This window comes from Streptomyces sp. NPDC030838 (assembly GCF_055572035.1).
Genome location: NZ_JBVIED010000014.1, coordinates 221,348 through 246,938 on the forward strand (window position 1 = coordinate 221,348; position 25,591 = coordinate 246,938).

General features: G+C 71.7%; 24 protein-coding genes. 7 read left to right on the forward strand and 17 right to left on the reverse strand.

Annotated elements, in window-relative coordinates:
* Positions 1-54 precede the first annotated feature (54 nt).
* The 7 genes from ACZ42A_RS30655 to ACZ42A_RS30685 form a co-directional block, all read right to left on the reverse strand.
* The gene (locus ACZ42A_RS30655; RefSeq protein ID WP_468530535.1) at positions 55-600 is read right to left on the reverse strand and encodes an arginine repressor; all 546 of its coding nucleotides are present in this window, start codon (positions 598-600) and stop codon (positions 55-57) included.
* A 7-nt stretch (positions 601-607) separates the two neighbouring features.
* Positions 608-1,807, reverse strand: coding sequence for an acetylornithine transaminase (locus tag ACZ42A_RS30660; protein WP_468530536.1), 1,200 nt, complete (start codon positions 1,805-1,807; stop codon positions 608-610).
* The gene (gene argB / locus ACZ42A_RS30665; protein WP_468530537.1) at positions 1,804-2,709 is read right to left on the reverse strand and encodes an acetylglutamate kinase; all 906 of its coding nucleotides are present in this window, start codon (positions 2,707-2,709) and stop codon (positions 1,804-1,806) included. Before argB ends, ACZ42A_RS30660 begins: the two co-directional genes overlap by 4 nt.
* Positions 2,706-3,857, reverse strand: a complete 1,152-nt coding sequence (argJ, locus tag ACZ42A_RS30670; RefSeq protein ID WP_468530538.1) for a bifunctional glutamate N-acetyltransferase/amino-acid acetyltransferase ArgJ — start codon at positions 3,855-3,857, stop codon at positions 2,706-2,708. The genes argB and argJ overlap by 4 nt, the downstream gene beginning before the upstream one ends.
* A gap of 88 nt (positions 3,858-3,945) precedes the next feature.
* The gene (gene argC / locus ACZ42A_RS30675; protein WP_468530539.1) at positions 3,946-4,986 is read right to left on the reverse strand and encodes an N-acetyl-gamma-glutamyl-phosphate reductase; all 1,041 of its coding nucleotides are present in this window, start codon (positions 4,984-4,986) and stop codon (positions 3,946-3,948) included.
* A gap of 83 nt (positions 4,987-5,069) precedes the next feature.
* A complete protein-coding gene (locus ACZ42A_RS30680) occupies positions 5,070-5,786 on the reverse strand; it encodes a DUF4232 domain-containing protein (RefSeq protein ID WP_468530540.1) in 717 nt (238 codons plus the stop codon).
* Between the two features lie 148 nt (positions 5,787-5,934).
* Positions 5,935-6,522: an ABATE domain-containing protein gene (locus ACZ42A_RS30685; protein ID WP_468530541.1), complete on the reverse strand. Its 588-nt coding sequence runs from the start codon at positions 6,520-6,522 to the stop codon at positions 5,935-5,937.
* 99 nt (positions 6,523-6,621) lie between these two features.
* Between ACZ42A_RS30685 and ACZ42A_RS30690 the strand changes: the two genes are divergently transcribed.
* Positions 6,622-7,854, forward strand: a complete 1,233-nt coding sequence (locus ACZ42A_RS30690; protein ID WP_468530542.1) for a cysteine desulfurase — start codon at positions 6,622-6,624, stop codon at positions 7,852-7,854.
* 18 nt (positions 7,855-7,872) lie between these two features.
* On the opposite strand, the gene ACZ42A_RS30695 is transcribed toward ACZ42A_RS30690, so the two are convergent.
* A complete protein-coding gene (locus tag ACZ42A_RS30695; RefSeq protein ID WP_468530543.1) occupies positions 7,873-10,362 on the reverse strand; it encodes an alpha-L-arabinofuranosidase C-terminal domain-containing protein in 2,490 nt (829 codons plus the stop codon).
* A 155-nt stretch (positions 10,363-10,517) separates the two neighbouring features.
* Here ACZ42A_RS30695 and ACZ42A_RS30700 point away from each other — a divergent pair, with 155 nt between their 5' ends.
* Positions 10,518-10,961: a DUF6314 family protein gene (locus tag ACZ42A_RS30700; RefSeq protein WP_468530544.1), complete on the forward strand. Its 444-nt coding sequence runs from the start codon at positions 10,518-10,520 to the stop codon at positions 10,959-10,961.
* Here ACZ42A_RS30700 and ACZ42A_RS30705 read toward each other — a convergent pair.
* Positions 10,943-11,536 (reverse strand): histidine phosphatase family protein, encoded by a 594-nt coding sequence (locus ACZ42A_RS30705; protein WP_468530545.1) that lies wholly within the window; start codon positions 11,534-11,536, stop codon positions 10,943-10,945. The two genes, ACZ42A_RS30700 and ACZ42A_RS30705, sit on opposite strands and share 19 nt — an antisense overlap.
* A 73-nt stretch (positions 11,537-11,609) precedes the next feature.
* Positions 11,610-12,050: a GNAT family N-acetyltransferase gene (locus tag ACZ42A_RS30710; RefSeq protein ID WP_468530546.1), complete on the reverse strand. Its 441-nt coding sequence runs from the start codon at positions 12,048-12,050 to the stop codon at positions 11,610-11,612.
* A 90-nt stretch (positions 12,051-12,140) separates the two neighbouring features.
* Between ACZ42A_RS30710 and ACZ42A_RS30715 the strand changes: the two genes are divergently transcribed.
* A complete protein-coding gene (locus tag ACZ42A_RS30715; protein ID WP_468530547.1) occupies positions 12,141-12,761 on the forward strand; it encodes a DUF6461 domain-containing protein in 621 nt (206 codons plus the stop codon).
* Here the strand turns inward: ACZ42A_RS30715 and ACZ42A_RS30720 are convergent.
* Positions 12,758-14,200, reverse strand: coding sequence for an aminotransferase-like domain-containing protein (locus ACZ42A_RS30720; protein ID WP_468530548.1), 1,443 nt, complete (start codon positions 14,198-14,200; stop codon positions 12,758-12,760). The genes ACZ42A_RS30715 and ACZ42A_RS30720 overlap by 4 nt on opposite strands.
* Here ACZ42A_RS30720 and ACZ42A_RS30725 point away from each other — a divergent pair.
* A complete protein-coding gene (locus ACZ42A_RS30725; protein ID WP_468530549.1) occupies positions 14,199-15,125 on the forward strand; it encodes a DMT family transporter in 927 nt (308 codons plus the stop codon). The genes ACZ42A_RS30720 and ACZ42A_RS30725 overlap by 2 nt on opposite strands.
* Positions 15,126-15,212: 87 nt before the next feature.
* On the forward strand, positions 15,213-15,422 hold the full coding sequence (locus ACZ42A_RS30730) for a DUF1918 domain-containing protein (RefSeq protein ID WP_468530550.1): 210 nt from the start codon (positions 15,213-15,215) through the stop codon (positions 15,420-15,422).
* A gap of 1 nt (position 15,423) precedes the next feature.
* Here ACZ42A_RS30730 and ACZ42A_RS30735 read toward each other — a convergent pair whose 3' ends face one another.
* Positions 15,424-16,737, reverse strand: coding sequence for a glycoside hydrolase family 10-like protein (locus ACZ42A_RS30735; protein WP_468530551.1), 1,314 nt, complete (start codon positions 16,735-16,737; stop codon positions 15,424-15,426).
* 182 nt (positions 16,738-16,919) lie between these two features.
* On the opposite strand from ACZ42A_RS30735, the gene ACZ42A_RS30740 reads away from it, so the two are divergent.
* Both ACZ42A_RS30740 and ACZ42A_RS30745 read left to right on the forward strand, forming a co-directional pair.
* Positions 16,920-17,780: a 3-hydroxybutyryl-CoA dehydrogenase gene (locus ACZ42A_RS30740; RefSeq protein WP_468530552.1), complete on the forward strand. Its 861-nt coding sequence runs from the start codon at positions 16,920-16,922 to the stop codon at positions 17,778-17,780.
* Positions 17,781-17,987: 207 nt separating this feature from the next.
* Positions 17,988-18,245 carry a hypothetical protein gene (locus ACZ42A_RS30745; protein WP_468530553.1) on the forward strand — a complete coding sequence of 86 codons (258 nt, stop codon included), beginning with the start codon at positions 17,988-17,990 and terminating at the stop codon, positions 18,243-18,245.
* Here the strand turns inward: ACZ42A_RS30745 and ACZ42A_RS30750 are convergent.
* From ACZ42A_RS30750 to pheS, 5 genes are all read right to left on the reverse strand, one after another.
* Positions 18,242-18,787, reverse strand: a complete 546-nt coding sequence (locus tag ACZ42A_RS30750) for an NUDIX domain-containing protein (protein WP_468530554.1) — start codon at positions 18,785-18,787, stop codon at positions 18,242-18,244. The two genes, ACZ42A_RS30745 and ACZ42A_RS30750, sit on opposite strands and share 4 nt — an antisense overlap.
* A gap of 173 nt (positions 18,788-18,960) precedes the next feature.
* On the reverse strand, positions 18,961-20,301 hold the full coding sequence (locus ACZ42A_RS30755) for a transcriptional regulator (protein ID WP_468530555.1): 1,341 nt from the start codon (positions 20,299-20,301) through the stop codon (positions 18,961-18,963).
* 265 nt (positions 20,302-20,566) lie between these two features.
* Positions 20,567-21,619 (reverse strand): PP2C family protein-serine/threonine phosphatase, encoded by a 1,053-nt coding sequence (locus tag ACZ42A_RS30760; protein WP_468530556.1) that lies wholly within the window; start codon positions 21,617-21,619, stop codon positions 20,567-20,569.
* Between the two features lie 225 nt (positions 21,620-21,844).
* The gene (pheT, locus tag ACZ42A_RS30765; RefSeq protein ID WP_468530557.1) at positions 21,845-24,358 is read right to left on the reverse strand and encodes a phenylalanine--tRNA ligase subunit beta; all 2,514 of its coding nucleotides are present in this window, start codon (positions 24,356-24,358) and stop codon (positions 21,845-21,847) included.
* Positions 24,358-25,479: a phenylalanine--tRNA ligase subunit alpha gene (gene pheS, locus ACZ42A_RS30770; protein WP_468530558.1), complete on the reverse strand. Its 1,122-nt coding sequence runs from the start codon at positions 25,477-25,479 to the stop codon at positions 24,358-24,360. The genes pheT and pheS overlap by 1 nt, the downstream gene beginning before the upstream one ends.
* Positions 25,480-25,591: the final 112 nt, after the last annotated feature.

The following is a 25,591-nucleotide window of genomic DNA, read 5'->3' on the forward strand; positions in this document are numbered from 1 at the left end:
GCTCCGCCGCGTGGGCGCGACCAGCCCCCCACAACCCGCACCCGACCGACGACCTCAATGCCCGTTCTGAGCCAGCCGCAGCAAGTGATCGGCGAGCGCCTGTCCTCCATCCGGCCGCCGAGAAATCAGCAGCAACGTATCGTCACCGGCAATCGTCCCGAGAATGTCATGCAGCTCGGCCTGGTCGATCGCCGAGGCCAGGAACTGCGCCGCCCCCGGCGGGGTACGCAGAACCACGAGATTCGCGGAGGCCTCGGCAGAGATCAGCAGCTCCTGCGAGAGCCGCCGCATCCGCTCCTCCTTCGCCGACTCCCCCAGCGGGGCCCGGGGCGTCCGGAAACCCCCTTCGCTCGGCACCGCGTAGATCAGCTCGCCGTCCGTGTTGCGGATCTTCACCGCGTTCAGCTCGTCGAGGTCCCGGGAGAGCGTCGCCTGCGTGACGCTCAGCCCGTCGTCCGCGAGGAGCTTGGCCAACTGGCTCTGACTGCGCACCGGCTGCCGGTTGAGGATGTCCACGATCCGGCGGTGCCGTGCGGTGCGGGTCTGCGGCACGGCAGGCCCGGCGGCCCCGTTCTGCTCGTGATCCTGCGCCTGGCTCATCGTCGTCTCATTCTCCGGATCGTCCGTCCCCGTTCACTGCGTCGAGGATGCCGGGCAGCGCCTGGAGCAGTGCCGCCACGTCGTCGTCACCGAGGTTCAGCGGCGGCATCAGCCGTACGACATCGGGGGCGGGCGCGTTCACCAGGAAACCGGCGTCCTGAGCCGCCTGCTGCACCTGTGCCGCAAGCGGTTCGGTGAGCACGATACCCAGGAGCAGGCCCGCACCCCGGACATGGGAGACCAGCGGGTGGCCGAGACCCTCGATTCCGCTGCGCAGCTGCTCGCTCTGGTGCTTGACGTTCTCCAGCAGTCCCTCGGCCGCGATGGTGTCGAGGACGGCGAGTCCGGCGGCGCAGGCGACGGGGTTGCCGCCGAAGGTGGTGCCGTGCTGTCCGGGCTTCAGCAGGTCGGCGGCGCGGCCGAAGGCGACGGTGGCGCCGAGCGGCAGTCCGCCGCCGAGGCCCTTGGCGAGGGTGACGACGTCGGGCAGGACGCCCTCGTGCGCCTGGTACTCGAACCAGTGCCCGGTCCGGCCGACGCCGGTCTGCACCTCGTCGAGCACGAGCAGCGAGCCGGTGGCGGCGGTGATCGCGCGGGCCGCCTTGAGGTAGCCGGCGGGCGGGACGACGACGCCCTTCTCGCCCTGGATCGGCTCGATGATGACCAGCGCGGTCTCCTCGGTGACCGCGGCGGCCAGCGCCTGCGCGTCGCCGTAGGGGACGTGGGTGACGTCGCCGGGCAGCGGGTGGAAGCCGTCCTGCTTGCCGGCCTGGCCGGTGAGGGCGAGGGCGCCCATGGTGCGGCCGTGGAAACCGCCCTGGGTGGCGACCATGTGGGTGCGCCCGGTCAGCCGGCCGATCTTGAAGGCGCCCTCGTTGGCCTCGGCGCCGGAGTTGCAGAAGTAGACCTTGCCGTCCCGGCCGAAGAGCTGGAGGAGCCGTTCGGCGAGGGCGACGGGCGGTTCGGCGACGAAGAGGTTGGAGACGTGGCCGAGGGAGGCGATCTGCTTGCTCACGGCCTCGACGATCGCCGGGTGGGCGTGGCCGAGCGCGTTGACGGCGATACCGCCGACGAAGTCGAGGTACTCCTTGCCGTCGGCGTCCCACAGCCGGGTGGCCGCGCCGCGGACGAGGGGCAGGCGCGGGGTGCCGTAGTTGTTCATGAGCGCGCCCTGCCACCGCTGGGTCAGCTCCAGATTGCCCGTCATTTCGCGTCCCCCTCGTGCTCGTCGGGCACGACCATCGTGCCGATGCCCTCGTCGGTGAAGATCTCCAGCAGGATCGAGTGCTGGACCCGGCCGTCGATGACCCGGGCGGTGGTGACGCCGTTGCGCACGGCGTGCAGGCAGCCCTCCATCTTCGGCACCATGCCGGAGGACAGCTCGGGGAGCAGTTTCTCCAGCTGGGAGGCGGTGAGGCGGCTGATCACCTCGTCGCTGTTCGGCCAGTCCTCGTAGAGTCCCTCGACGTCCGTGAGGACCATCAGGGTCTCGGCGCCCAGCGCGGCGGCGAGGGCCGCGGCCGCCGTGTCGGCGTTGACGTTGTAGACGTGTCCGTCGTCCTGGGACCGGGCGATCGACGAGACGACCGGGATGCGGCCGTCGGCGAGCAGCGCCTCGATGACGCCCGTGTCGATGTCGGTGATCTCGCCGACCCGGCCGATGTCGACCAGTTCGCCGTCGATCTCCGGCTGGTGCTTGGTGGCGGTGATGGTGTGCGCGTCCTCGCCGGTGAGGCCGACGGCGAGCGGGCCGTGCTGGTTGAGGAGCCCGACCAGCTCGCGCTGCACCTGCCCGGCGAGCACCATGCGTACGACGTCCATGGCGTCCTCGGTGGTGACGCGCAGGCCCGCCTTGAACTCGCTGACGATGCCGTGCTTGTCGAGGGCGGCGCTGATCTGCGGGCCGCCGCCGTGCACGACGACGGGCTTGAGGCCGGCGTGGTGCAGGAACATCACGTCCTGGGCGAAGGCGGCCTTCAGCTCCTCGTCGATCATGGCGTTGCCGCCGAACTTGATCACGACGGTCTTGCCGTTGTGCCGGACCAGCCAGGGCAGCGCCTCGATGAGGATCTGGGCCTTGGGCAGAGCGGTGTGTTTACGAGTGCTCATGAGGAGTAGGCGCTGTTCTCGTGGACGTAGTCGGCGGTGAGGTCGTTGGTCCAGATGGTGGCGGTCTCGGCACCGGCGGCAAGGTCGGCGACGATGTGCACCTCGCGGTAGCGCATGTCGACCTTCTCGCGGTCCTCGCCGACGGAGCCGTTCTTGCAGACCCAGACACCGTTGATGGCGACGTTCAGCCGGTCCGGCTCGAAGGCGGCCTTGGTGGTGCCGATGGCGGAGAGCACGCGGCCCCAGTTGGGGTCCTCGCCGTGGATGGCGCACTTGAGGAGGTTGTTGCGGGCGATGGAGCGGCCCACCTCGACGGCGTCCTCCTCGGTCGCGGCGTTGATCACCTCGACCTTGATGTCCTTGCTGGCACCCTCGGCGTCCCGGATCAGCTGCTGACCGAGGTCGTCGCAGACGGCCCGGACGGCCTCGGCGAACTCGGCGTACTCGGGGGTGATCCCGGAGGCGCCGGAGGCCAGCAGCAGCACGGTGTCGTTGGTGGACATGCAGCCGTCGGAGTCGACCCGGTCGAAGGTGACCTTGGTGGCGGCGCGCAGCGCCTGGTCCAGGGTCGCGCTGTCGAGGTCGGCGTCGGTGGTGAGCACGACCAGCATGGTGGCGAGGCCCGGCGCGAGCATGCCGGCGCCCTTGGCCATGCCGCCGACGGTCCAGCCGTCCTGGGTGACGACGGACGTCTTGTGGACGGTGTCGGTGGTCTTGATGGCGATGGCGGCCTTCTCGCCGCCGTGCTCGGACAGCTGGGCGGCGGCCGTCTCGACGCCGGGCAGCAGCTTGTCCATGGGCAGCAGCACGCCGATGAGACCGGTGGAGCAGACGGCGACCTCGCCGGCGCCGATGTCCAGCACCTCCGCCACCTTCTCGGCCGTCGCGTGGGTGTCCTGGAATCCCTTGGGGCCGGTGCAGGCGTTGGCGCCACCGGAGTTGAGGACGACGGCCGTCAGCTGACCGCTCTTGAGCACCTGCTCGGACCACAGCACCGGCGCGGCCTTCACACGGTTGGAGGTGAAGACGCCCGCGGCGGCGCGGCGCGGCCCGGTGTTGACCACGAGGGCCAGGTCCGGGTTGCCGTTCTCCTTGATCCCGGCGGCGATGCCCGCCGCCGTGAACCCTTTGGCTGCCGTGACGCTCACTGCATCTCCTCGTTCGCTTCTCCGCCCGTGCAGCGCAGCGGTGCGGCCATCGTCGTCATCTGCAGCCCGGTGGCTGCACGTGCGTCGCTCACGGAGCGACTCCGATCGTGGAAAGCCCAGTGGTCTCATCGAGACCCAGTGCGATGTTCATGCTCTGGACGGCACCGCCGGCGGTGCCCTTGGTCAGGTTGTCGATGGCGCTGATCGCGATGATCCGGCCCGCGGCCTCGTCGTACGCGACCTGCACCTGAACGGCGTTGGAAGCCTGGACGGACGCCGTGGCGGGCCACTGCCCCTCGGGGAGCAGATGGACGAACGGCTCGTCGGCGAAGGCCTTCTCGTAGGCGGCGCGCACGGAGTCGGCGGTGACGCCCGGCTTGGCCTTCGCGCTGCACGTGGCGAGGATGCCGCGAGGCATCGGCGCGAGGGTCGGGGTGAAGGAGACGGAGACCCGCTCACCGGCCGCCGCGCTGAGGTTCTGGATCATCTCGGGCGTGTGCCGGTGGCCGCCGCCGACGCCGTACGGCGACATGGAGCCCATGACCTCGCTGCCCAGCAGGTGCGGCTTGGGCGCCTTGCCCGCGCCGGAGGTGCCGGACGCGGCGACGATCACCGCCTCGGCCTCGGCCAGTCCGGCGGCGTAGGCCGGGAAGAGGGCGAGGGAGACGGCCGTGGGGTAGCAACCGGGCACCGCGATGCGCTTGGACCCCTCCAGCGCGGCGCGGGCACCCGGAAGTTCGGGGAGGCCGTAGGGCCAGGTCCCGGCGTGCGGGGAGCCGTAGAACTTCTCCCAGTCGGCGGCGTCCTTCAGCCGGAAGTCGGCGCCCATGTCGACGACGAGGACGTCCGGGCCGAGCTGCTCGGCGACGGCGGCGGACTGCCCGTGCGGCAGGGCGAGGAAGACCACGTCATGCCGTCGGCCCTGCCCGGCGAGCACCTCGGCGGTGGTCTCCTGGAGCACCCGGTCGGCCAGCGGCAGCAGATGCGGCTGCAGCGCGCCGAGCCGCTGTCCGGCGTTGGAGTTGCCCGTCAGGGCGCCGATCTCGACCTCGGGGTGCGTCAGGAGCAGACGCAGCAGCTCTCCGCCCGCGTATCCGCTCGCTCCGGCCACTGCCGCACGTACCGTCATGGAACCTCCTCCTGGATGGCATGACTATACGTATCGCTGCACGTTTATGCAACGCTATGCCGGCCCAGGAGGAGAAGGTCAGGTCACTTCGACGTGATGAAGTCCAGGGCGAGGCCGGACGCGGTCGTCCAGTAGGTGACGAGCTGGCCGTCGTCCGCGTACAGCCGGTCGACGGGCAGCGGAACGTCGACCGGCTCGCTCACCTCGGTGCCCGCTGTGCGGCCCTGCAGGCCGAGCGTGACGCCGTCCGCCTCGTACTCGTCCCGGGCACCGCCGCTGACCAGCAGCGCGGCGTACGCCTCCTCGCCCGGGGCGATGGTGACGGGCTGCCCCGGGTCCGGCGCGCTGTCCTCGATCACGGGGGTCACGGACTGGGCCTCACCGATACGGACGTACGGGTAGCGGTAAAGGGCGCACGTCGCGTCGCCGACGTTCTGGACGGTGAGGAGCAGGCGCCGGGCGTCCTTACTGTCGGCGGGTTCCTTCTCGGCGGAGACCGCGAGGACGTCGCCGGTGCAGGCGGCGACGGTCTCCGTGCCGCTGTCGCTGCTTCCGCCGTCGCCACCCGGGGTTCCGGAAGCCGTCGGGCTCGGCTTCACCGAAGGGGTGGCGCTCGGTTCGGCCGAGGCCGTCGTGCTCGTCGGGGCCGACGGCTTGGACTCGTCGGGGCCGTCACCCCCGCTCGACTCGCAGGCGGCGGTCGCGAGCAGCGCGGCGACCACCGCGGCCCCCACGACGTAAGGGTTGCGGCGCCTGGGACGGCTGGAGCGGTGGCGGTTCTCGCGGGCAGGAGTGTTCAAGGTGGTTCCCCCGTGGTCGGTCGTACGCGGCCGCTGTCGCACGTCGGCCGCACGCAGAGTGTGCCCGAGGCCCGCCCTCGGACGGCGTGCCCTCGCCGCTCTGTTACCGATCACGTACAGGGAAGCCGTGATTCCGCCACGGGTGACGTCAGCGCGCCCGGCGCGCCGCGTACGCCCGTGCCGCCCGCACCCGGTTGCCGCACTTCGTGGTGCACCAGCGGCGGGCGGCGTGGGAGCGCAGGAACCAGCGGGCGCAGCCCTGGGCGGCACACTCGGCGAGCTGGCCTGCCTCGGGGCCGGTGAGCAGGTCGGCGGCGTCCTCGGCGAGCAGCGAGAGCGCGGCGCCGGCCGGGTTGTCCGCGTCGGGGGTGTGGGCGCGGCGCGGGCCGTCGGCCGTCCAGTCGAGGCGGGGGGTCGGCGGGGCGGCCGCGAGCGCGGAGTTGAGCACGGCGAGGCTGTCGGCGGGGGGTGCGCCCTGGGTGCCGTACGCCGTGAAGAGGGCGCGCAGCGCCTCGCGCAGGCCGAGGAGTCTGCCGAACTGCCGGCCGTTCAGCGCGGTCCGGTCGGGCAGCAGCTCGTGCCGGACCAGCCACAGGTGGGCGGCCTCGGCGTCGTCGAGCAGGTCGACCCGGCCGTGGCTGAGGGTGAAGCGGGTGTTGACCAGGGCGAGGGAGACATAGCGCTCCTCGCCGGGGACCGGGAGCTGATGCAGGTAGACGGGGGATTCATGATCCACGTTCTCATGGTAATACTTGCGATTCTCCGTGAGGAGACCTAGCGTGCCTCACGGTAAACAGTCACAGACCCCGTGAGAAAACGTGAGAGGTGAGGCGTCGTGGCCTTCGACGTGGACGCGCTGCGGAAGGACTTCCCGATCCTGGAGCGGACCCTGGACAGCGGCGCCCGCCTCGTCTACCTCGACTCCGGCGCCACCACCCAGAAACCGCTCCAGGTCCTCGACGCCGAGCGGGACTTCCTGCTCCACCACAACGCGGCCGTGCACCGCGGCGCCCACCAGCTCGCCGGTGAGGCGACGGAGGCGTACGAGAACGCGCGGCACACCGTCGCGGCGTTCGTCGGCGCGGCGGACGACGAGATCGTGTTCACCCGGAACACCACCGAGGGCATCAACCTCGTCGCCTACGCGCTGGGCAACGCCCGCCGGATCGGCCCCGGCGACCGGATCGTGGTGACGGAGATGGAGCACCACGCCAATCTGGTGCCCTGGCAGCAGCTCGCCGAGCGGACCGGCGCCACGCTGGACTGGTTCGGGCTGACGGACGACGGCCGCCTCGACCTCTCCCGGATCGACGAGCTGCTCGACGAGCGGACCAAGGTCGTCGCCGTCACCCACCAGTCGAACGTCCTCGGCACGGTCAACCCGGTGCGGCTGCTGGCCGACCGCGCCCACGCGGTGGGTGCGCTGGTGGTGGTCGACGGCGCCCAGTCGGTGCCGCACCGGCCGGTGGACGTCACCGAGCTGGGCGCGGACTTCCTGGCCTTCTCCGGGCACAAGATGCTCGGCCCGTACGGCGTCGGCGTGCTGTGGGGGCGGCGCGACCTGCTCGACTCGCTGCCGCCGTTCCTGACCGGCGGGTCGATGGTCGAGATCGTGGAGATGGAGCGGACGACCTTCCTGCCGCCGCCCCAGCGTTTCGAGGCGGGTGTGCCGATGACCTCCCAGGCGGTGGGCCTGGCGGCGGCGGTGGACTATCTCCGGGCGCTGGGCATGGCCGAGGTGGCGGCGCACGAGGACCGGCTCACCGCGCGGGCCCTGGAGCTGCTGGGCGAGATCCCGGGTGTCCGGATCGTCGGCCCGCGCGACCTGGCCGACCGGGGCGGCGCCGTCTCCTTCACGGTCGACGGCGTCCACCCGCACGACGTCGGCCAGGTCCTGGACGAGCGCGGGATCGCCGTCCGGGTCGGCCATCACTGCGCCCGCCCGATCGTGCGGCGGTACGGGATTCCGGCGACGACCCGGGCGAGCTTCCACGTCTACAACACGCCGGCGGAAGTCGACGCGCTGGCGGAGGGGGTGCGGGCGGCCCAGGCCTATTTCGGCGTCTGAGCCGCCCGCGCCGCCTCCTTACCGCTGGGCGATCCTGAGGAAGGTGACGGAGTTCGCCGGGAAGGTGTACGTGAACTTCCCGGCCACGCCGGTGAACGTGGACCTCACCGGGGTGACCGGCGTGTCCATCTCGGTGTTCACGTCCTCCGGGTCGGCGGCCAGGGTGGTCACCCGGGCCCGCGAGGAGACCTTGGCGCCGCCCAGGTCGATCGCCGTACGGGCCGCCGTGGCCTGTGCGTTGACGACCTTGACGATCAGGTCACCGGTGCGCTCGTCCTCGGTGACGACCTGGCGGAACGGCTCGGCCGGCTTGTCGTCGGTGAAGCTGCCCCACAGCTGTCCGTCCAGGTAGAGGCTGACCTGGCGGCCCCGTACCTTGATGTCGATGTCGTAGGCGCGGCCCGTCTCGATCGAGTGCGGCTTGGAGATCAGCGTCGACTTGCCGCCGTCCGAGGCCTGCTCGACGGCGGAGCTGGTGTTGTTCCAGCCGCCGAGGTTCCACCAGTAGTAGTTGCCGGTGTCCTTGACGCCGAAGGCGACGAGGAAGCCCTCCTTGCCGGACTTCTTGGTGGCCTTCACATGCAGGTCGTAGTCCTTCCAGGCCGGGTCGCCCGCGGTGACCAGGGTGTTCTCGGCGGCGGCGTCGGTCTGGACGTAGGCGCCGTCCTGGATGCTCCAGCTGCCGGCGCCGGAGTGGGTCCACTTCGAGGCGTCACCGGAGAAGTCGTCGCTCAGCAGGGTGGTGCCGTCGGCGGAGGTGACCTTCACGTCGTCGTACGCGGCGCTGGTCGCCCAGGTGGACAGGCCGATCGCGCCGGTGATCGGGCCGCTGACGTTCGGGGTGCCGGTCGCGGTGGAGGGGATCACCCGGTCGCCGACGTTGTTCATGAACAGCTTCTGGACCTCGTAGTTCGCCGAGTTCCAGGAGGCGTGGTTGTTGAACCAGATCATGTCCGGGCGCCACTGCACGTAGTCCTCGTTGGCGAGCAGCGGGGCGTACGAGGCGAGCTTGACGACGTCCGCGTTGCGCTCCAGGCCGGTCATGAACGCGGCCTCGGCGAGGGCGTTCTTGAAGGCGTTGCCCTGGGAGGCGTACTCGCCGAGGAAGACCTTCGGGCCGCTGCGGTCGTAGCTGTCGTAGCGGTCGTTGTTCTGCAGGAACCACTGCGGGCTGTTGTAGTAGTGCTCGTCGACCATGTCGACCTTGCCCTCGCGGTTCAGCTTCCACGCGGTGTCGAAGGTGGTTCCCGCGTCGTCCGGGCCGGAGTTGGAGATGACCGTGATGTCCGGGTACTTCGCCTCGATCGCGGCGCGGAACTTCTGGAAGCGGGCGAAGAACTCGTTGGGCAGGTTCTCCTCGTTGCCGACGCCGATGTGGGTCAGGCCGAAGGGCTTCGGGTGGCCCATCTCGGCGCGCACCCTGCCCCACTTCGAGGTCGCCGGGCCATTGGCGAACTCGATCAGGTCGAGGGTGTCCTGGATGTGCCGCTGGAGCAGCGCCTCGTCGTCGGTGGCGCGGTTCTGGCCGCAGCCGGTCACCAGGGCGGGGACGACGGGCAGCGGCATCGCGCCGATGTCCTCGGCGAAGCGGAAGTACTCGTAGTAGCCGAGGCCGTAGCTCTGGTTGTAGCCCCAGAAGTTGGCGTTGGTGGCGCGCTGCTCGACCGGGCCGATGGTGTCCTTCCACTGGTAGCTGCGCTTGCGCTGCCAGCCGGAGGCCTCGCTGTAGTCCTGCATGGAGCCGGTGTTGACCAGGCAGCCGCCGGGGAAGCGGACGAAGGCCGGGTCGAGCGCCTCGATCTTCTCGGCGAGGTCCTTGCGCAGGCCGTTGGGCTGGTTCTTGTAGGTGTCGCGCGGGAACAGCGAGACCATGTCGAGCGCGGCGGCACCGGAGGAGGCGACCGCGAGGCGGCCGCGGCTGCTGGTGCGGGTCGCGGTGAAGGTGGCGGTGTACTTGGCCCAGCCGCCCTTGACGGCCACCTGGCGGGCGGTGGCCAGCTCACCGGCGGCGTCCTTCAGGGACACGGTGAGGGTGGTTCCGGCGGCGGCGCGGGCCCAGACGGAGAAGTCGTACTTCTTGCCCTGCTCGACCCGGATCCCGGTGTTGTAACCGGCGTTGGCGACCGCCGAACCGGCGCCCAGGGAGAGGTAGTTGCGGTTGCGCTCGTTGAGCCTGCCGTCGTCGTTCACGACCTGCGCGGTGCCGTCGACCGCCCAGGAGGTCAGCGGGGTGTACGAGCCGTTGTCGGCGGTGGAGTACTCGAAGGACCGGTTCTGCACGAGCTCGGCGTAGAGACCGCCGTCGGCCGCGCGGTTGATGTCCTCGAAGAAGACGCCGTACATCGTGTCGTCGATCTTCGCGCCGGTGGCGGACGGGTCGACGGTGATGGCGTAGTCGGTGACGGCCTCGGCGTGCGCGGGCGCAGGCGCGAGCACCGAGGAGACGGCCAGCGCGGCGGTGGCGGTCAGGCCGAGTCTCCAGCGGGTGGTGCGGGTGGTGCGTGACATGGATACTCCGCGGCTCTGCTCCGGGAAGGAGCTGTCAGAAACTGAGTGGTTCGAAATATCGGACATTGGTCAGCACTTCGAACGGCAAGATAGGGAGAGGGCGGGTACGCGTCAATGGGTCGTGCAGCAACGGACGGGACGGAGAGCGAGAAGCGATGGGCGAGTTCTGGCCAGTTGCCGACGTGCTGGCCTATCTGGCCGGGAGCTGGCGGGTCGAGCGCACCGTGCGGGATCTCGCGAGCGGGGACGGAGGGGAGTTCTCCGGTACGACGGTTTTCAGCCCGTTGGCAGAGGGCGGGCTGGTGCACCGTGAATCCGGCATCTTCACCTGGGGAGGCGTCGCCCGGCCCGCCGAGCGGACGCTGCGCTTCCTGCCAGGGGACCGTCCCGGAGCCGCGGACGTGCGCTTCGCCGACGGGCGGCCCTTCCACGACCTGGACCTGGCCTCGGGGCGGCACATCGCCGACCATCCGTGCTCGGCCGACCTCTACCGGGGCGAGTTCACCGTCCGGGACGAGGACCACTGGCGGACGGTGTGGCGGGTGCGCGGCCCGGCGAAGGACCTCGTCCTCACCACCGACTACGCACGCGAGGGCTGAGCCTGCGCCCCGTCGAAGCGGAGGTTCCAGCGTCCCGCCCGGCCGGTCACGGTGGTCGTCGACAGGGGGCGTACGTCGATGTTCCAGTAGGTGGAGGGCGGCGCCTTCAGCGCGTACACCAGCGCCGCGCGGATCACCGACGGCTCGGCCACCGCGACGATCCGGCAGCCGTCCTCCGGCGGCCGGGTGTCCAGCCAGCCGCCGACCCGGCCGATGAAGGCGAGCAGCGACTCACCGCCGTGCGGAGTGCCGCGCGGGTCGGCGAGCCAGGCGTCCACCGCCTCCGGCTCGCGGGCCATCGCCTCCCCGAGGGTCAGCCCGCGCCAGCGGCCCATGTCGCAGTCCCGCAGGGCGAGTTGCACCAGCGGCGCGTAGCCGAGGGCGTCGCCGGTCGCGCGGCTGCGGGGCGTGGGCGAGCAGTAGCGCAGCTCGGCCGCCGCGAGCGGCAGCAGCTCGCCGGCGACGCGCTGCACCTCGTCCCAGCCCGCCTGGTCCAGCGGCCGGTCGTCCTCGAAGCGCTCCGCGAGCAGCGGGGAGCTGCGGGCGGCGGCGACGAACGTGACCCGAAGTGCCATGCGGGGATGGTGAGCCGCGCGAGTACGCAGGTCAAGAGGTGTTACCTATGGGTTACCGAAGGTGCCCCCCGTCTCACTGGCCGAAGTGCAGCGCCATCCACTGGTCCGGCCGCTCCAGCGGCGCGAACCCCAGCTTCTCGTACACCCCGTGGGCGTCGTGCGTGGCGAGCAGGATGCGCCGCAGCCCGTCCGGCCGCAGTTCCTCCCGTACGGCCGCCACCAGCGCCGTGCCGACGCCCTTGCCGCGCACCGACGGGTCCACGTACACATCGCACAGCCAGGCGAAGGTCGTCCGGTCGGTGACGACCCGGGCATAGGCCACCTGCTCCCCCGAAACCGTGTCGTACACCCCGAAGTTGAGCGACCCCGCGATCGCCCGGTCCTGCTTCTCGCGTGGCCGCCCGATCGCCCAGTACGCGTCCGTGGACAGCCATCGGTGCACGCGCTCGGCGTCGACGCGGGCGGGGTCGGTGGAGATCTCGTAGCCGTCGGGGAGGCTGAAGGTGTCGGTCATGCCGGGAGGTTGGCAGGTCCGCAGCGCCGAGGTCGAGCGGTTTTCGCAGGTCGGGACGGGTTGTCAGTGGCGGGTGCGATGCTGCGGTGCATGAACGGGCTCACGACTGCCGCGGACTACGCGTGGCTGGAGGAGCGGTACGAGGACCTCATGGAGGCGTACTGCGTCACGCTGGTGCGCGGACTCGCCCCCAAGGCGCTGCTGCGGGAGCTGCGGGCCGAGCCCGCGCCCGCGCTCATCGGCGTGGACGCGCTGCGCGAGCCGAGCTGCGACGCCTGGCACCGCTGCTCGGGAGAAAGGCTGCTGGCCGGCGTCACCGCCGTCGGCGACTGGTCGCTCATGGTGGAGCACAACGGCTACGTGGGCACGCTGGACGAAGTGATGCTGCCCCTGTCACGCGGGCGCACGGTGGTGTCGCACTACCGCAACATCAACGCGGTGGACCACTTCAACTGGTTCGAGGACGGCACCCTGCGCCTGCACTTCGAACCGCTCTTCGCCTACGACCGCGACGGCAGCCACCCCGACGAACTCCTCACCGAGATGCGCGAGGCGGGCTTCGACCTCAGCGACGCCGAGGACTGCGACTACGACCGGCACACCGAGGCCGCCTTCGCCCTCGCCCACCGCCTCACCGGTATACGCCTGACCCCGGAGCTGTTCGAGACCGCCGAGTTCACCTGCGGTCTCGTCCCGCTGCCGCCCGCCTAGAACACCTCCTCGCACGCCGTCCGCAGCCGCCGCACCCCCTCCGTGATCTCCGCCGTGCCCGCGACCGCCGCGAAGCTCAGCCGGAGATGGGCGGCGGGCGGTTCGGCGCTGAAGTAGGGGCGGCCGGGGGTGACGGCCACGCCCGCGCGCAGGGCCGCCGCCGTCAGGGCGGTCTCGTCCGTGCCCTCGGGCAGCCGCGGCCAGAGGTGGTAGCCGCCGCTCGGGATATGCGGCAGCGCCACCTCGGGCAGGTGCAGCCGCAGCGCGGCGGTCATGGCGTCGCGCCGGGCCTTCAGCTCCGCGGAGACGGCCCGCAGATGACGCGGCCAGGCCGGCGAGCCGACCAGCTCCAGCGCCGCCTCCTGGAGCGGCCGGGGGACGAAGAAGGTGTCGACGACCTGGATGGCGCGCAGCCGCTCCAGCACCGGGCCGCGGGCGGCCAGCGCGCACACCCGGAAGCTCGGCGAGGTGGCCTTGGTGAGCGAGCAGACGTGGACGACGACGCCGTCCGGGTCCTCGGCGGCCAGCGGGCGCGGCAGCGGCGGCGCGTCCTCGTGCACCAGCCGCCGGACGAAGTCGTCCTCCACGACGAACGCCCCGGCCTCGCGGGCGATCCGCAGCACCTCACCCCGCCGCTCGGGGGCGAGGACGGCACCGGTGGGGTTCTGGAACAGCGGCTGGCAGACGAAGACCCGGGCGCCGGTGGCGCGGAACGCGTCGGCGAGCAGCGCCGGGCGGACCCCGTCCGAGTCCACGGGGACCGGCACCGGCCGCAGGCCCGCCGCCCGGGCGATCGCCAGCATGCCGGGGTAGGTCGGCGACTCCACGAGCACCGGCGCTCCGGGCGGGGCGAGCGCGCGCAGGGCGGTGGTCAGCGCGGACTGGCCACCTGAGGTGATCAGCACCTCGGCCGCGGTGACGGTCCCGCCCGGGCCGCCGATGCTGCGCGCGAACCACTCCCGCAGCTCGGGAAGGCCCTCCATGGGCGGCCGTCCCCAGGCGCCGGGGCGGCGCCCCGCGCGGGAGAGCGCCGCGGCCATCGCCCGCTCGGGCTGCAGGGAGGGGTGCAGATAGCCGCCGTTGAACTCGATCACGCCGGGCGGTGGCGCGGCGAGCGAGACCAGGACCCCGGAGGCGTCCACCGAGCGCGGGACCGGTTCGGCGGTGCCGTCCGCGCTGAGGGTCAGTTCCTGCCACGAGGTGTCCCCGGCGGGCGCCGCGGCGGCGGGCGGCTCGGCGCGGAAGGCCCCGGCGCCCGGCCGGGTCACCACCAGGCCCTCCGCGGCGAGCTGCGCCAGCGCCCGGGAGACGGTCACGGGGCTCACGCGGAACCGCTCCACCAGCGCACGACTCGATGGCAGCTTTCCGCCCGGAGAGTAGCGGTCGAGCTCTCTCCGCAGCTGTTCCGCCAGTTCACCCACACTGCTACGCTCTTGCATGAGAGCACAGAGTAGCGCTACCACGCCGACCGCGATAGCGGTCGACAGCCCCTCCCCCGCCCGGTCCCGGATCTCCGGCGGCACCCTTCAGGCCGCCCTCGGCGTCATCGCCTTCTCTCTCACCTTCCCGGCCACCGCGTGGGGACTGGAGGGCTTCGGACCCTGGTCGCTGGTGGCCGTGCGCAGTGTGCTGGCGGCGCTGATCGCGGGCGGCTGTCTGCTCGCTCTGCGGATCCCGCTGCCGGACCGCAGGCACCTGCCTGGGCTGGCCGTGGTCGCCGCCGGAGTGGTCTTCGGCTTCCCGATGCTGACCACCCTCGCGCTCCAGACGTCGACCACCTCGCACGCCGCGGTCGTCGTCGGGCTGCTGCCGCTGACCACCGCCGCGCTGTCCGCCCTGCGCGTCGGCAGCCGCCCGTCCCGCACCTTCTGGATCGCGGCGCTCGCGGGCGCGGCCGCCGTGGGCGTGTTCACGGTGCAGCAGAGCGGCGGCGGGCTGAGCACCGCCGACCTGTATCTCTTCGGCGCCCTGCTGGTGTGCGCTGCCGGTTACACCGAGGGCGGCCGGCTGGCCCGGGTGATGCCGGGCTGGCAGGTGATCGGCTGGGCGCTGGTGCTGTGTCTGCCGCTGAGCGTCCCGGCCGCGGCGATCGCGCTGGCGTACGAGCCGGTGACCCTCACCGCGCACGCCGTGGCCGGTCTGCTGTGGGTCGCGGCGGGGTCGCAGTTCCTCGGCCTGGTCGTCTGGTACCGGGGCATGGCGGCCATCGGCATCCCGAAGGCGAGCCAGTTGCAGTTGGCCCAGCCGCTGCTCACACTGGTGTGGTCGGTGCTGCTGCTGGGCGAGCACCTGACAGTGGCCGCCCCGCTGACGGCCGCGGCCGTGCTCGTCTGCATCGCCGTCACCCAACGGGCGCGGGGCTGAGCGGTGGCACCGCGGGGTTCCGCCCGGTGCTCACCGCCGTAGACTCGAGGCCACGGACCGCTGCTCCCGCAATGGAGGAGGCCCCAGATGCGCGCAAGCGTGGGCGACCAGCTTGTCCAGCACGGCAGGGTGGTCGGACAGCACGACAAGGTCGGCGAGATCGTGGAAGTGCTCGGCCAGGAGGGCAACCCCCCGTACCGCGTCAAGTTCGAGGACGGGCACGAGGGTCTGTGCTCCCCGGGCCCCGACACCGAGATCCGGCACCGGAGGACCCAGCCTCCGATGACCGGGACGTGACTCAGAGCGCGGGGTTCGCCGGCTGCCGATAGTGGTCGGCGATCACCCGCGCCATGGCACCGACCGGGTCCGTCGCCACGTCCTTGGCGGCGAAGAAGACATGTCCCTTCACCTGCGGGTGCCGGCGCGCCAAGGTCAGATGGCGGGACAGCTCGGCCGGGTCCTGCCACGGGGCGGGGTGCGCCGGGTTGCCGGCCCGGTACAGGGCCTCCCCGATGTACAGCCGGGTTCCGCTCCCCCGGGCGACCTCGGCCCACCAGGGGACCAGCTTGGCGTAGTCGGCGGCGGCGAGGCCGATGTGCCAATACAGCTGTGGGCAGATGTAGTCCACCCAGTTCTCCCGCACCCACTTCCGGGTGTCCGCGTACAGATCGTCGTACGCCTGGAGGGCCTGGGTGTCCGAGCCGAGCGGGTCGTTGTCCGCGTTGCGCCACACCCCGAACGGGCTGATCCCGAACCGGGTGCCGGGCCGGGCCTTCTTGATCCGGGCCGCCATGTCCCGCACCAGCCGGTCGATGTTGTCGCGCCGCCAGTCGGCCCGGTTGGTGAAGTCCCCGCCGTGCCGGTCGAAGGCCTCGTCGTCGTCGAACCTGTGGCCCGGGACGGGATACGGGTAGAAGTAGTCGTCGAAGTGGACCGCGTCGATCCGGTACTTGGCGACCGCGTCGATCATCGCGTCCTTCACGAAGGAGCGGACCTCGGGCAGCCCGGGGTTGTAGTAGAGCTTCCCGGCGTAGCTCACCACCCACTCCGGATGCCGGCGGGCGGGGTGACTCGGGACCAGCCTGCTCAGGTCCCCGTGGTTCGCCACGCGCAGCGGGTTGAACCAGGCGTGCAGCTCAAGACCGCGCTCATGGGCCTCCGCGACGGCTGTGCCGAGCGGATCCCAGCCGGGGTCCTTGCCCTGGGTGCCGGTGAGGTACTGCGACCACGGCTCGAACGGCGAGGGCCACAGCGCGTCCGCCGTGGGCCGTACCTGGAAGATCACCGTGTTGAGACGGCTGCGCACCGCCTGGTCGAGGTGGGCGAGCAGTTCGGCGCGCTGCCGGGCGGCGGTGAGTCCCGCCTGGGAGGGCCAGTCGCGGTTGTTGACGGTGGCCAGCCACATCCCGCGCATCTCCCCGGCCGCCGCGGCACCGCCCGGCTGCCCGGCCGACGCGGTCAGCTCCCGCTGCACGCACTCGCCGTCGTCCGGAACGGGATCCTCGTCCCGCAGCGGCTTCCCGGCCCGCCCGGGGACCGCCATGGCGTCCCCCACCATCGCCAGGGTCGACACCACCGCCGCCGCGAACGCCCGGCGTGTCACACGTCTCATCAGCAGAACACCCCCTACACCGCGTTTCCACGCGGTCACGGATCGTCTCCGGGCCCAGGATGCCCGACCCCGGCGATCGATCATCGATACTTGGCGGTAACGTGCACGAACGGAGCAGGCACGAGCAGGCCCCGGGACCCGGCGGACCTGTGCGGGGCCCAGAGATCAGCGAAGGGGACGATGTGACCGACATCGAGCGCGTCGGAGTGGTCGGCTGCGGCCAGATGGGCGCCGGTATCGCGGAGGTGTGCGCCCGCGCCGGCCTGGACGTCAAGGTCGCCGAGACCACCGGCGAGGCCCTGGAGATCGGCCGCACCCGGCTGTTCAACTCCCTGGCCAAGGCCGCCGAGCGCGGCAAGATCAGCGAGGCCGAGCGGGACTCGACGCAGGCACGGCTGAGCTTCACCACCGACCTCGGCGAGTTCGCCGACCGCGATCTGGTGATCGAGGCGGTCGTCGAGAACGAGCAGGTCAAGACCGAGATCTTCCAGGTGCTCGACCAGGTGGTGACCCGCCCGGACGCGATCCTGGCCTCCAACACCTCCTCCATCCCGCTGGTGCGGCTGGCCGTCGCGACCTCGCGGCCGGACCACGTCATCGGCATCCACTTCTTCAACCCGGCCCCGGTGCAGCAGCTCGTCGAGCTGATCCCCGCGCTCACCACCTCCGAGGGCACCCTCAGCCGGGCGCAGCTGTTCACCGAGAAGGTGCTCGGCAAGCACGCCATCCGCGCCCAGGACCGCTCCGGGTTCGTGGTCAACGCGCTGCTGATCCCGTACCTGCTCTCCGCGATCCGGATGTTCGAGTCGGGCATCGCCAGCCGCGAGGACATCGACAACGGCATGGAGATGGGCTGCGCCCACCCGATGGGCCCGCTGAAGCTCTCCGACCTCATCGGCCTGGACACGGTGGCCTCCGTGGCGCACTCGATGTACGAGGAGTACAAGGAGCCGCTGTACGCCGCTCCCCCGCTGCTCCAGCGCATGGTCGACGCGGGACGGCTGGGCCGCAAGACCGGTTCCGGCTTTTACACGTACGGCTGATTACGCCTGTTACCCGCACGGCTGATTACGCAGCGCTAGCTGCATGGGCCCGGCACCTGACGGAGGTGCCGGGCCCACGTCATTCACACACCGTGTGCGGGGCGGGTCCGCATATGCCGTGCGCACACACTCCCCATGCGCCCACCAGGCGAGTTGACTCAGCATGCGCATGCAAGGGATGTGAGGACCACGGAAAGGAGCGGTTTCGTGACCGCCGAATCCCAGCAATCCGTCTCCACGGAGGAACTCGCAGAGTTACGCCGCCGGCTCGACGTGGCGTACGCCCGCGTCGAGGGTGGGCTGGCTCTGCTCTCCCACCGCACCGAGGAGACCGCCAAGGAAGTGGACGAGCTGCACACCCGGCTCGTCACCCTGGAGCACGCCCGTTGGCCGCTGCCCTCGATCACGGCCGTCACCGCCGTCGGGGCCCTTATCGTGGCGATCTGGCAGGCCATCGGTCGCTAGCCAACGGGGTCCTGACCGAGCCTGAGATGGTGCAGTAACAGCAGTGCGGCCGCCATGTTGGCGGCCGGGACCTCGCCGCGGGCGACCAGGTCGGGGACGAGCTTGAGGGGGACCCATTCCCGGCGGTCCGATTCGAAGTCGTCCACGGGGTGCCCGACGTACTCTCCCTCGTCGGCCCAGTAGATGTGGTGCCGGGCGTCGGTGAGCCCGTTGGACGGCTCCACGCTCATCAGGTGGCGCAGCGGTCCCGGCCGCCAGCCGGTCTCCTCCTCCAGCTCCCGGGCCGCCGCCGCCGCGATGTCCTCGCCGTCCTCGACGACGCCGGCCGCGAGTTCCCACCCCCAGCTGTCGGTGATGAAGCGGTGGCGCCACAGGAGCAGCACCTCGTTGGCCTCGTTCACCACCGTGGCCACGGCGACGGGCCGCAGCCGTATCAGGAAGTGGTCGAGGTGCCGGCCGTCCGGCAGCTCGACATCTGCGAGATTGACGCTGAACCAGCGGTTTTCATACACAGTTTGTTCGTTCTGTTTCGTCCACTGCATGGTTCTGCCACCTTCCGCCGAGTAAGTGGCAATATCGCAGCAGGAGCGGGCGGACAGCAGGCGCACGGCAGGCCGCTCGCGGGGCGGCGGCAGGCGCAGTGCGTCGCGCGGTGTCGCAGTGGATCGCGGTGAATCGCGGCGAGCGGCCCTGGTACCCGCTCGGCCGGGGCCGTCTACAGCGGTACGCGCAGCGCCCCGTCGATGAGTTCGGCGGCCTCGGCCGTGCCCGCGCCGCCGCTGCGCATCAGATGCTCGCGCACCGCGCGGAGTCTGTCGCGCAGCCGCTGGGACTCCATTCCCCGGGCCTGCTCCGCCATCCGCACCGCAGTGGCCACGGCCTTGTCCGCGTTGCCCTGGCGCAGCTCGATGGTGCTGAGCATGGCCAGCCGGTGCACCCGGCCCCGGTCGTGGGCGGGCGTGTCCACCGCCGCCTCCGCGTGCTCCCGGGCCGCCGCCAGCTCGCCGAGGCTGAGCAGCGCCTCCGCGACCTGGACGTTGACGAGGCCGGGCTGCACATAGCCGGTCTCGTCGGGCTCGTAGCCGCGCCGGATGCGTTCGGCGGCCTGCTCGGCCCGCCGGATGCAGGACAGCGCGCTGCTGCCGTCTCCGAGGTGCGCGTACGCCTTCGCCTGCATCGCGTACAGGTCGGAGGCGAGGGCGGGCGTGATGTGCTTGCCGGCGGCGCGCAGCGCGGCCTCCGCGAAGGCGACGGCCTGCCGGTACTCCTTCATGAACAGCGACTGGTTCACCAGCAGCGCGATCACATAGGCCCCGAGCCCCCTGTCCCCGCTGGCCTTCGCCAGCCGCAGCGCCTGGTGGAAGTAGCGCTGGGCGAGGCCGTGGGCGTCGGAGTCGTACGCGCAGATGCCCGCGATCGCCACCAGTCCGCCGGTGGCGCGGTGGAGCTGACGGCCCGTGGCGTCGGTGTAGCCGCCGCGCAGCAGCGGCGCGGCCTCCGCGTTGAGGAAGCCGACGATCCGGGTGCGCGTCGCCACCCCGCCGGCCTTGCGGTACATCTGCTCGTAGTGGGTGCGGGCGGCGCGCAGCATCTCGATGTCGGCCGGGGTGACCCGGTGCCGCCCGCCGCGGGAGACGTCGACGTCCTCCGGCGGGTTCTCCCACTCCCACACCGGCATCACGGCGGGTGTGCCGGTGACCGCGGGGGCGCCCAGGATGTGCGGGCGCTGCTGCTCGTCGGACCGCCACAGGGCGGTCGCCCGCTCCACGAAACCGGACAGCGAGGTGCCGTGCCCGTTCGGCTCGCCGCCGGGGACGCCGAGACCGATGTCGTCCAGGGTGACCGGCCGGTGCAGCCGGGCGGCGAGCACTTCGCAGATCAGGTCGGGCACCTGGCCGCGCGGGCGCTGTCCCTTCAGCCAGCGGGCCACGGCCGTGTGTTCGTACCGGAGCGCGAGTCCCCGCGCCCGTCCGGCCTGGTTCACATGTGCGGCCAGCCCGGCGTGCGAGATGCCCGCCTCGTCCAGGATCGCGTCGAGCAGAGTGTTGGGCTGCATAGAGAGGCCCCCCGGTGGTGGCTCGGTGCTGACAGCGTAGTGAATCCGGCTTCACACGGGGTGTGAACGGAGTGCCCGAACCCGGGCTGTGCGCGCGCTGTCGCGGAGGGTTTCCAGCCGGTTGACTGAAATGCCTCGAAAGAGGCCCGGCCGGGCCGTCGGCTCCCCCTCGTACAGTGCGGCGGCCCGTGCTCACGCCGTCCGCCCCGCCGCCTGCCCGACACTCCGTGGCGGGACGGACGGCGTGCGCCGGCTGAGCAGCGAGTTACAGGTGCTTCGTCGGCTGCGGGTGCGCCGCGGTTGCTCGCGCGGTTCCCTGCGCCCCTGAAGGGGCGCGTTTCGGCAGCCGCTCATCGCGAAGCACCAGCAGTGCCACGTCATCGGCCGGGGCGCCCTGCGTATGGCGCAGCAACCGCGTGAATACGGCGCCCAGGAGCGCCTGCGGTGTCCTCGCGCCCGTGCTCAGCGCCTCCGCCAGCACCGCGGTCAGCGGAAAGAACCGGCCATGGGCGTCGCGGGCCTCCTCCGCGCCGTCCGTGTGCAGGAACAGGGCCTCACCGGGGCGGAGGGCGTCACAGCGCACGGCGGGCAGTTCGGGCGGGAGCGGGAACGGGCCCAGCGGGGGCAGGGGTTCGGCGCGGGACAGCGGCTCGACCCGCGCTTCGAGGAGCCGGTACGGCCACGGGTGCCCGCAGTTCAGTGCCCGTACCTCGCCGTCGGGGCCGATCTCCAGCAGCAGGACGGTCACGAACTCCTCGGCGACGGGGCCGTCCGCCTCGCCCCGGGCCCGTTCGCGCAGATGGCGGGCGAGGGCACGGTCCAGCCGGCGCAGCACCCGGCCGAGGTCGGGCTCGTCGTGCACGGCCTCGCGAAAGCTGCCGAGCACGGCGGCGACGGTCCCGATGGCGCCGATCCCGTGCCCGCGTACATCGCCCATCACGGCGCGCACCCCGTGATCGGTCGCGACGACCTCGTACAGATCACCGCCCACCCGGGCGGCCCGGTCGGCGGAGAGCTGGACGGCGGCGACATGCAGCCCGCCGACCCGCGGCGGCAGCGGCCGCAACAGCGCCCCCTGCGCGGCACCGGCGACCTCGCGGGCCTCCTTGAGCTCGCGCACGAGAACCCGTCGGACATGGAGCATCAGCCCGGTGCCGACGGCGAAGAAGACGGCGCTGGTGACGATCCGCGCCCCGAGTCCGTTCTCCTGGGCGAGCGGGCAGCCCAGCTTGTAGCCGATGGCCATGGCACCCCAGACCGTGGGAAGCCCCAGCGCGAGCGTCCGACGGGCGGGCGCCCGTGCCCTGATACGGATCATGCCGATGGCCCCCCATATAGGCCCTGACAGCGCAGACCGACCCCGAAAGGCCGGTCCGATTCTGTCGACCGCATGACCCGCAACAACAGATCACCCAGAAACCTCACCCGATCGAGTGAGGTGACTGGAACTCCCCCCAAGGGGCGCGGGGAACTGCGCGATCAACCAATGACGACGGAAAGCCGCCGACGATCGCACAGCACCCCGCTCAGTAGGCGCTGAAACTCAGCCCCGCAGCACCGCCCCGGTCCGCTCAGCGGCCAGCGCAACTGCCGCGTCCCGCGCAGCCGACGCCTCGTCCACCGTCAGCGTCCGGTCACCGGCCCGGAAGCGGAGCGCGTACGCGAGGGACTTCTTCCCGTCGCCCAGCTGCTCCGCGTTCTCGTAGACGTCGAACAGCCGGATGCCCTCCAGCAGCTCACCGGCGCCCTCACGCAGCGCGGCCTCGACCTCCGCGTGCGGCACCGGCTTCTCCACGACGAGCGCGACGTCCTGCGTGGCCACGGGGAACGTGGAGATGCCCGGCGCCTGCGGCGTGCCGTCCCCGACCCGCTCCAGCGCGTCCAGGTTCAGCTCCATCGCGCAGGTCCGCTCGGGCAGCCCGAGCGCCTTCAGCACGCGGGGGTGCAGCTCGCCCGCGTGGCCGACGACCTGCTCGGCGCCGTCGGCGACGACGACCAGCTCGGCGCACCGGCCCGGGTGCCACGGCCCGTACTGGCCCTTGCGGACGACCAGGTCGGCGCCCGCCTCCCCGGCGACGACCCGCGCGGCCTCGACGGCGTCGGCCCAGTCGGCCGTGCGGCCCTTGCCCCACCAGCCGGCCTGCTCGCGGGCGCCCGCGAGGACGACGGCGACGTGGCGCGGCTGCTCGGGCAGCGCGGCGTTCAGCGCGGCGATCTCCTCGTCGGTGGGACGGCGGTCGACCGGCACGTGCCCGGCGACGCTCCGCTCCTCACGCGGGTGGAAGACCAGGCCCGTCTCGAACAGCGCGAGGTCGTGCGAGCCCCGCCCGTCGTTACGCCGCAGGGCACCGAGCAGGCCCGGCAGCAGCGAGGTGCGCAGCGCGGGCTCCTCGTCGCTGAGCGGGTTGACCAGCTTGACCACGCGGCGGGCGGGGTCGGCGGCGTCCAGGCCGAGCTGGTCGAAGACCTGCTCGCTGACGAACGGGTAGTTCGGCGCCTCGACGTAACCGGCGCCGGCCAGCGCCCGGCCGACCCGGCGGTGCAGCCGCTGCCGGTGGGTCAGACCGCGGCCGGACGGCAGCTTGGGCAGGGTGGAGGGCAGGTTCTCGTAGCCCTCGAGGCGGATGACCTCCTCGGCGAGGTCGTTGGCCTCGAGCAGGTCGGGCCGCCAGGACGGGACGGTGACGATCAGCTCGTCCTGCCCGTACACGTCGCAGCCGATCTCCTGGAGCCGCCGTACGACGGTCTCCCGGCCGTAGGTGACGCCCGCGACCTTGTCGGGGTGGTCGGCCGGCACGGTGATGGTGTGCGGCGCGGACGGGGCGATGACCTCGGTGACCCCGGCGTCCGCGGTGCCGCCCGCGAGCAGCACCAGCAGGTCGACGGTGCGCTGGGCGGCGGCGGAGGCGGCCTGCGGGTCGACGCCGCGCTCGAAGCGGCGGGAGGCCTCGGAGGACAGCTTGTGGCGGCGCGCCGTACGGGCGATGGACACCGCGTCGAAGTGCGCGGCCTCGATGACCACGTCGGTCGTGGCGCCCTCGACGTCCTCGTGGTCGGCGATCTCCGTGTTCGCGCCGCCCATGACGCCCGCGAGCCCGATGGGGCCGCGGTCGTCGGTGATCACCAGGTCCTCGGCGTGCAGCTTCCGCTCGACGCCGTCGAGGGTGACGATCTTCTCGCCCTCCTCGGCCCGGCGCACGCCGATCGCGCCCTGGACCAGCTTGCGGTCGTAGGCGTGCAGCGGCTGGCCCAGCTCCATCATCACGTAGTTGGTGACGTCGACGGCGAGCGAGATCGGGCGCATGCCGACCTTCTGCAGCCGGCGCTGGAGCCAGATCGGCGAGCGGGCCTCGGGGCGCAGCCCCGAGACCGTGCGGGCGGTGAAGCGGTCGCAGCCGAGCGGCTCGGAGATCTTCACCGGGTAGCCGAAGGCGTTCGGGGCGGGGACGTCGAGCAGCGCCGGGTCGCGCAGCGGCAGGCCGTAGGCGATGGCGGTCTCGCGGGCCACGCCGCGGATGGACAGGCAGTCCCCGCGGTTGGCGGTGACGGCGATGTCCAGGACCTCGTCGACCAGTTCCAGCAGCTCGATGGCGTCGCGGCCGACCTCGGTCTCCGGCGGCAGCACGATGATGCCCTTGGTGCCGTCGTCGCCCATGCCCAGCTCGTCGCTGGAGCAGATCATGCCGTGCGACGTCTTGCCGTACGTCTTGCGCGCGGAGATCGAGAAGCCGCCCGGCAGGGTGGCGCCGGGGAGGACCACGACGACCTTGTCGCCGACGGAGAAGTTGCGGGCGCCGCAGACGATCTCCTGGGGCTCGCCGGTGCCGTTGGCCTGGCCGACGTCGACGGTGCAGAAGCGGATCGGCTTCTTGAACTCCGTCAGCTCCTCGATGGTCAGCACCTGGCCGACGACCAGGGGGCCCTTGAGGTCGTGGCCGAGCTGCTCGACCGTCTCGACCTCCAGACCGGCCGAAATGAGCTTGGCCTGGACGTCACGGCCGGTCTCGGTGGCCGGCAGGTCGACGTACTCCCGCAGCCAAGAAAGCGGGACCCGCATCAGATCTCCATCCCGAAGGGCCGGGTGAACCGGATGTCACCCTCGACCATGTCTCGCATGTCTTCGACGTTGTGGCGGAACATCAGCATCCGCTCGATGCCGAACCCGAAGGCGAAGCCGCTGTACTTCTCCGGGTCGACGCCGCAGGCGGTGAGCACCCGCGGGTTGACCATGCCGCAGCCGCCGAGCTCGATCCAGCCCTCGGAGGAGCAGGTACGGCAGGGCCGGTCGGGGTTGCCGACGGACTCGCCGCGGCAGACGTAGCACACCATGTCCATCTCGGCGGACGGCTCGGTGAAGGGGAAGAAGTTCGGCCGCAGCCGGGTCTTCATGCCCTCGCCGAACAGCGACTGGACCATGTGGTCCAGGGTGCCCTTGAGGTCCGCCATGGTCAGGCCCTCGTCCACGGCGAGCAGCTCGACCTGGTGGAAGACCGGGGTGTGGGTGGCGTCCAGCTCGTCCGTGCGGTAGACGCGGCCCGGGCAGATCACGTAGACCGGCAGCTCGCGGTCGAGCAGGGAGCGGATCTGCACGGGCGAGGTGTGCGTCCGCAGTACGACACCGCTGTCACTCCCGCCGTCCGGGCCCTCCACGAAGAAGGTGTCGGCCTCGCCGCGGGCCGGGTGGTCCGGGCCGATGTTGAGGGCGTCGAAGTTGAACCACTCGGCCTCGACCTGCGGACCCTCGGCGACCTCGTAGCCCATGGCCACGAAGACGTCCTCGATGCGCTCGGACAGGGTGGTCAGCGGGTGGCGGGCGCCGGCCGGTACGCGGTCGTACGGCAGCGTGACGTCCACGTCCTCCTCGACGAGCACGCGGGCGTCCCGCTCGGCCTCCAGCTCGGTCTGGCGGGCGGCGAGGGCCTTGTTCACGGCGCCGCGGGCCTGGCCGACGCGCTTGCCGGCCTCGGCCTTGGCGTGCGGGGGCAGGGCGCCGATCTCGCGGTTGGCGAGAGCCAGCGGGGAGGTGGGGCCGGTGTGGGCGACCTTCGCCTCGTGGAGCGCGTCGAGGGAGTCCGCGGCGGCGAAGGCGGCGAGCGCCTCGTCCCGCATGCGCTCGATCTCTTCCGGTTTCAACGCCTCGACCTCGACAGGGTCGTACGACTTATTGGGTGCCGACATCTCTTCCCGTGCTTCCGATTGGCTGGCGGATGGTCCCCGTGACCGGCCGGTGAGCTGGCTCGTCTGGGCCGTGTGCAGGACACAAAGGTGCCAAAGGCCGAGTCTAACGGGG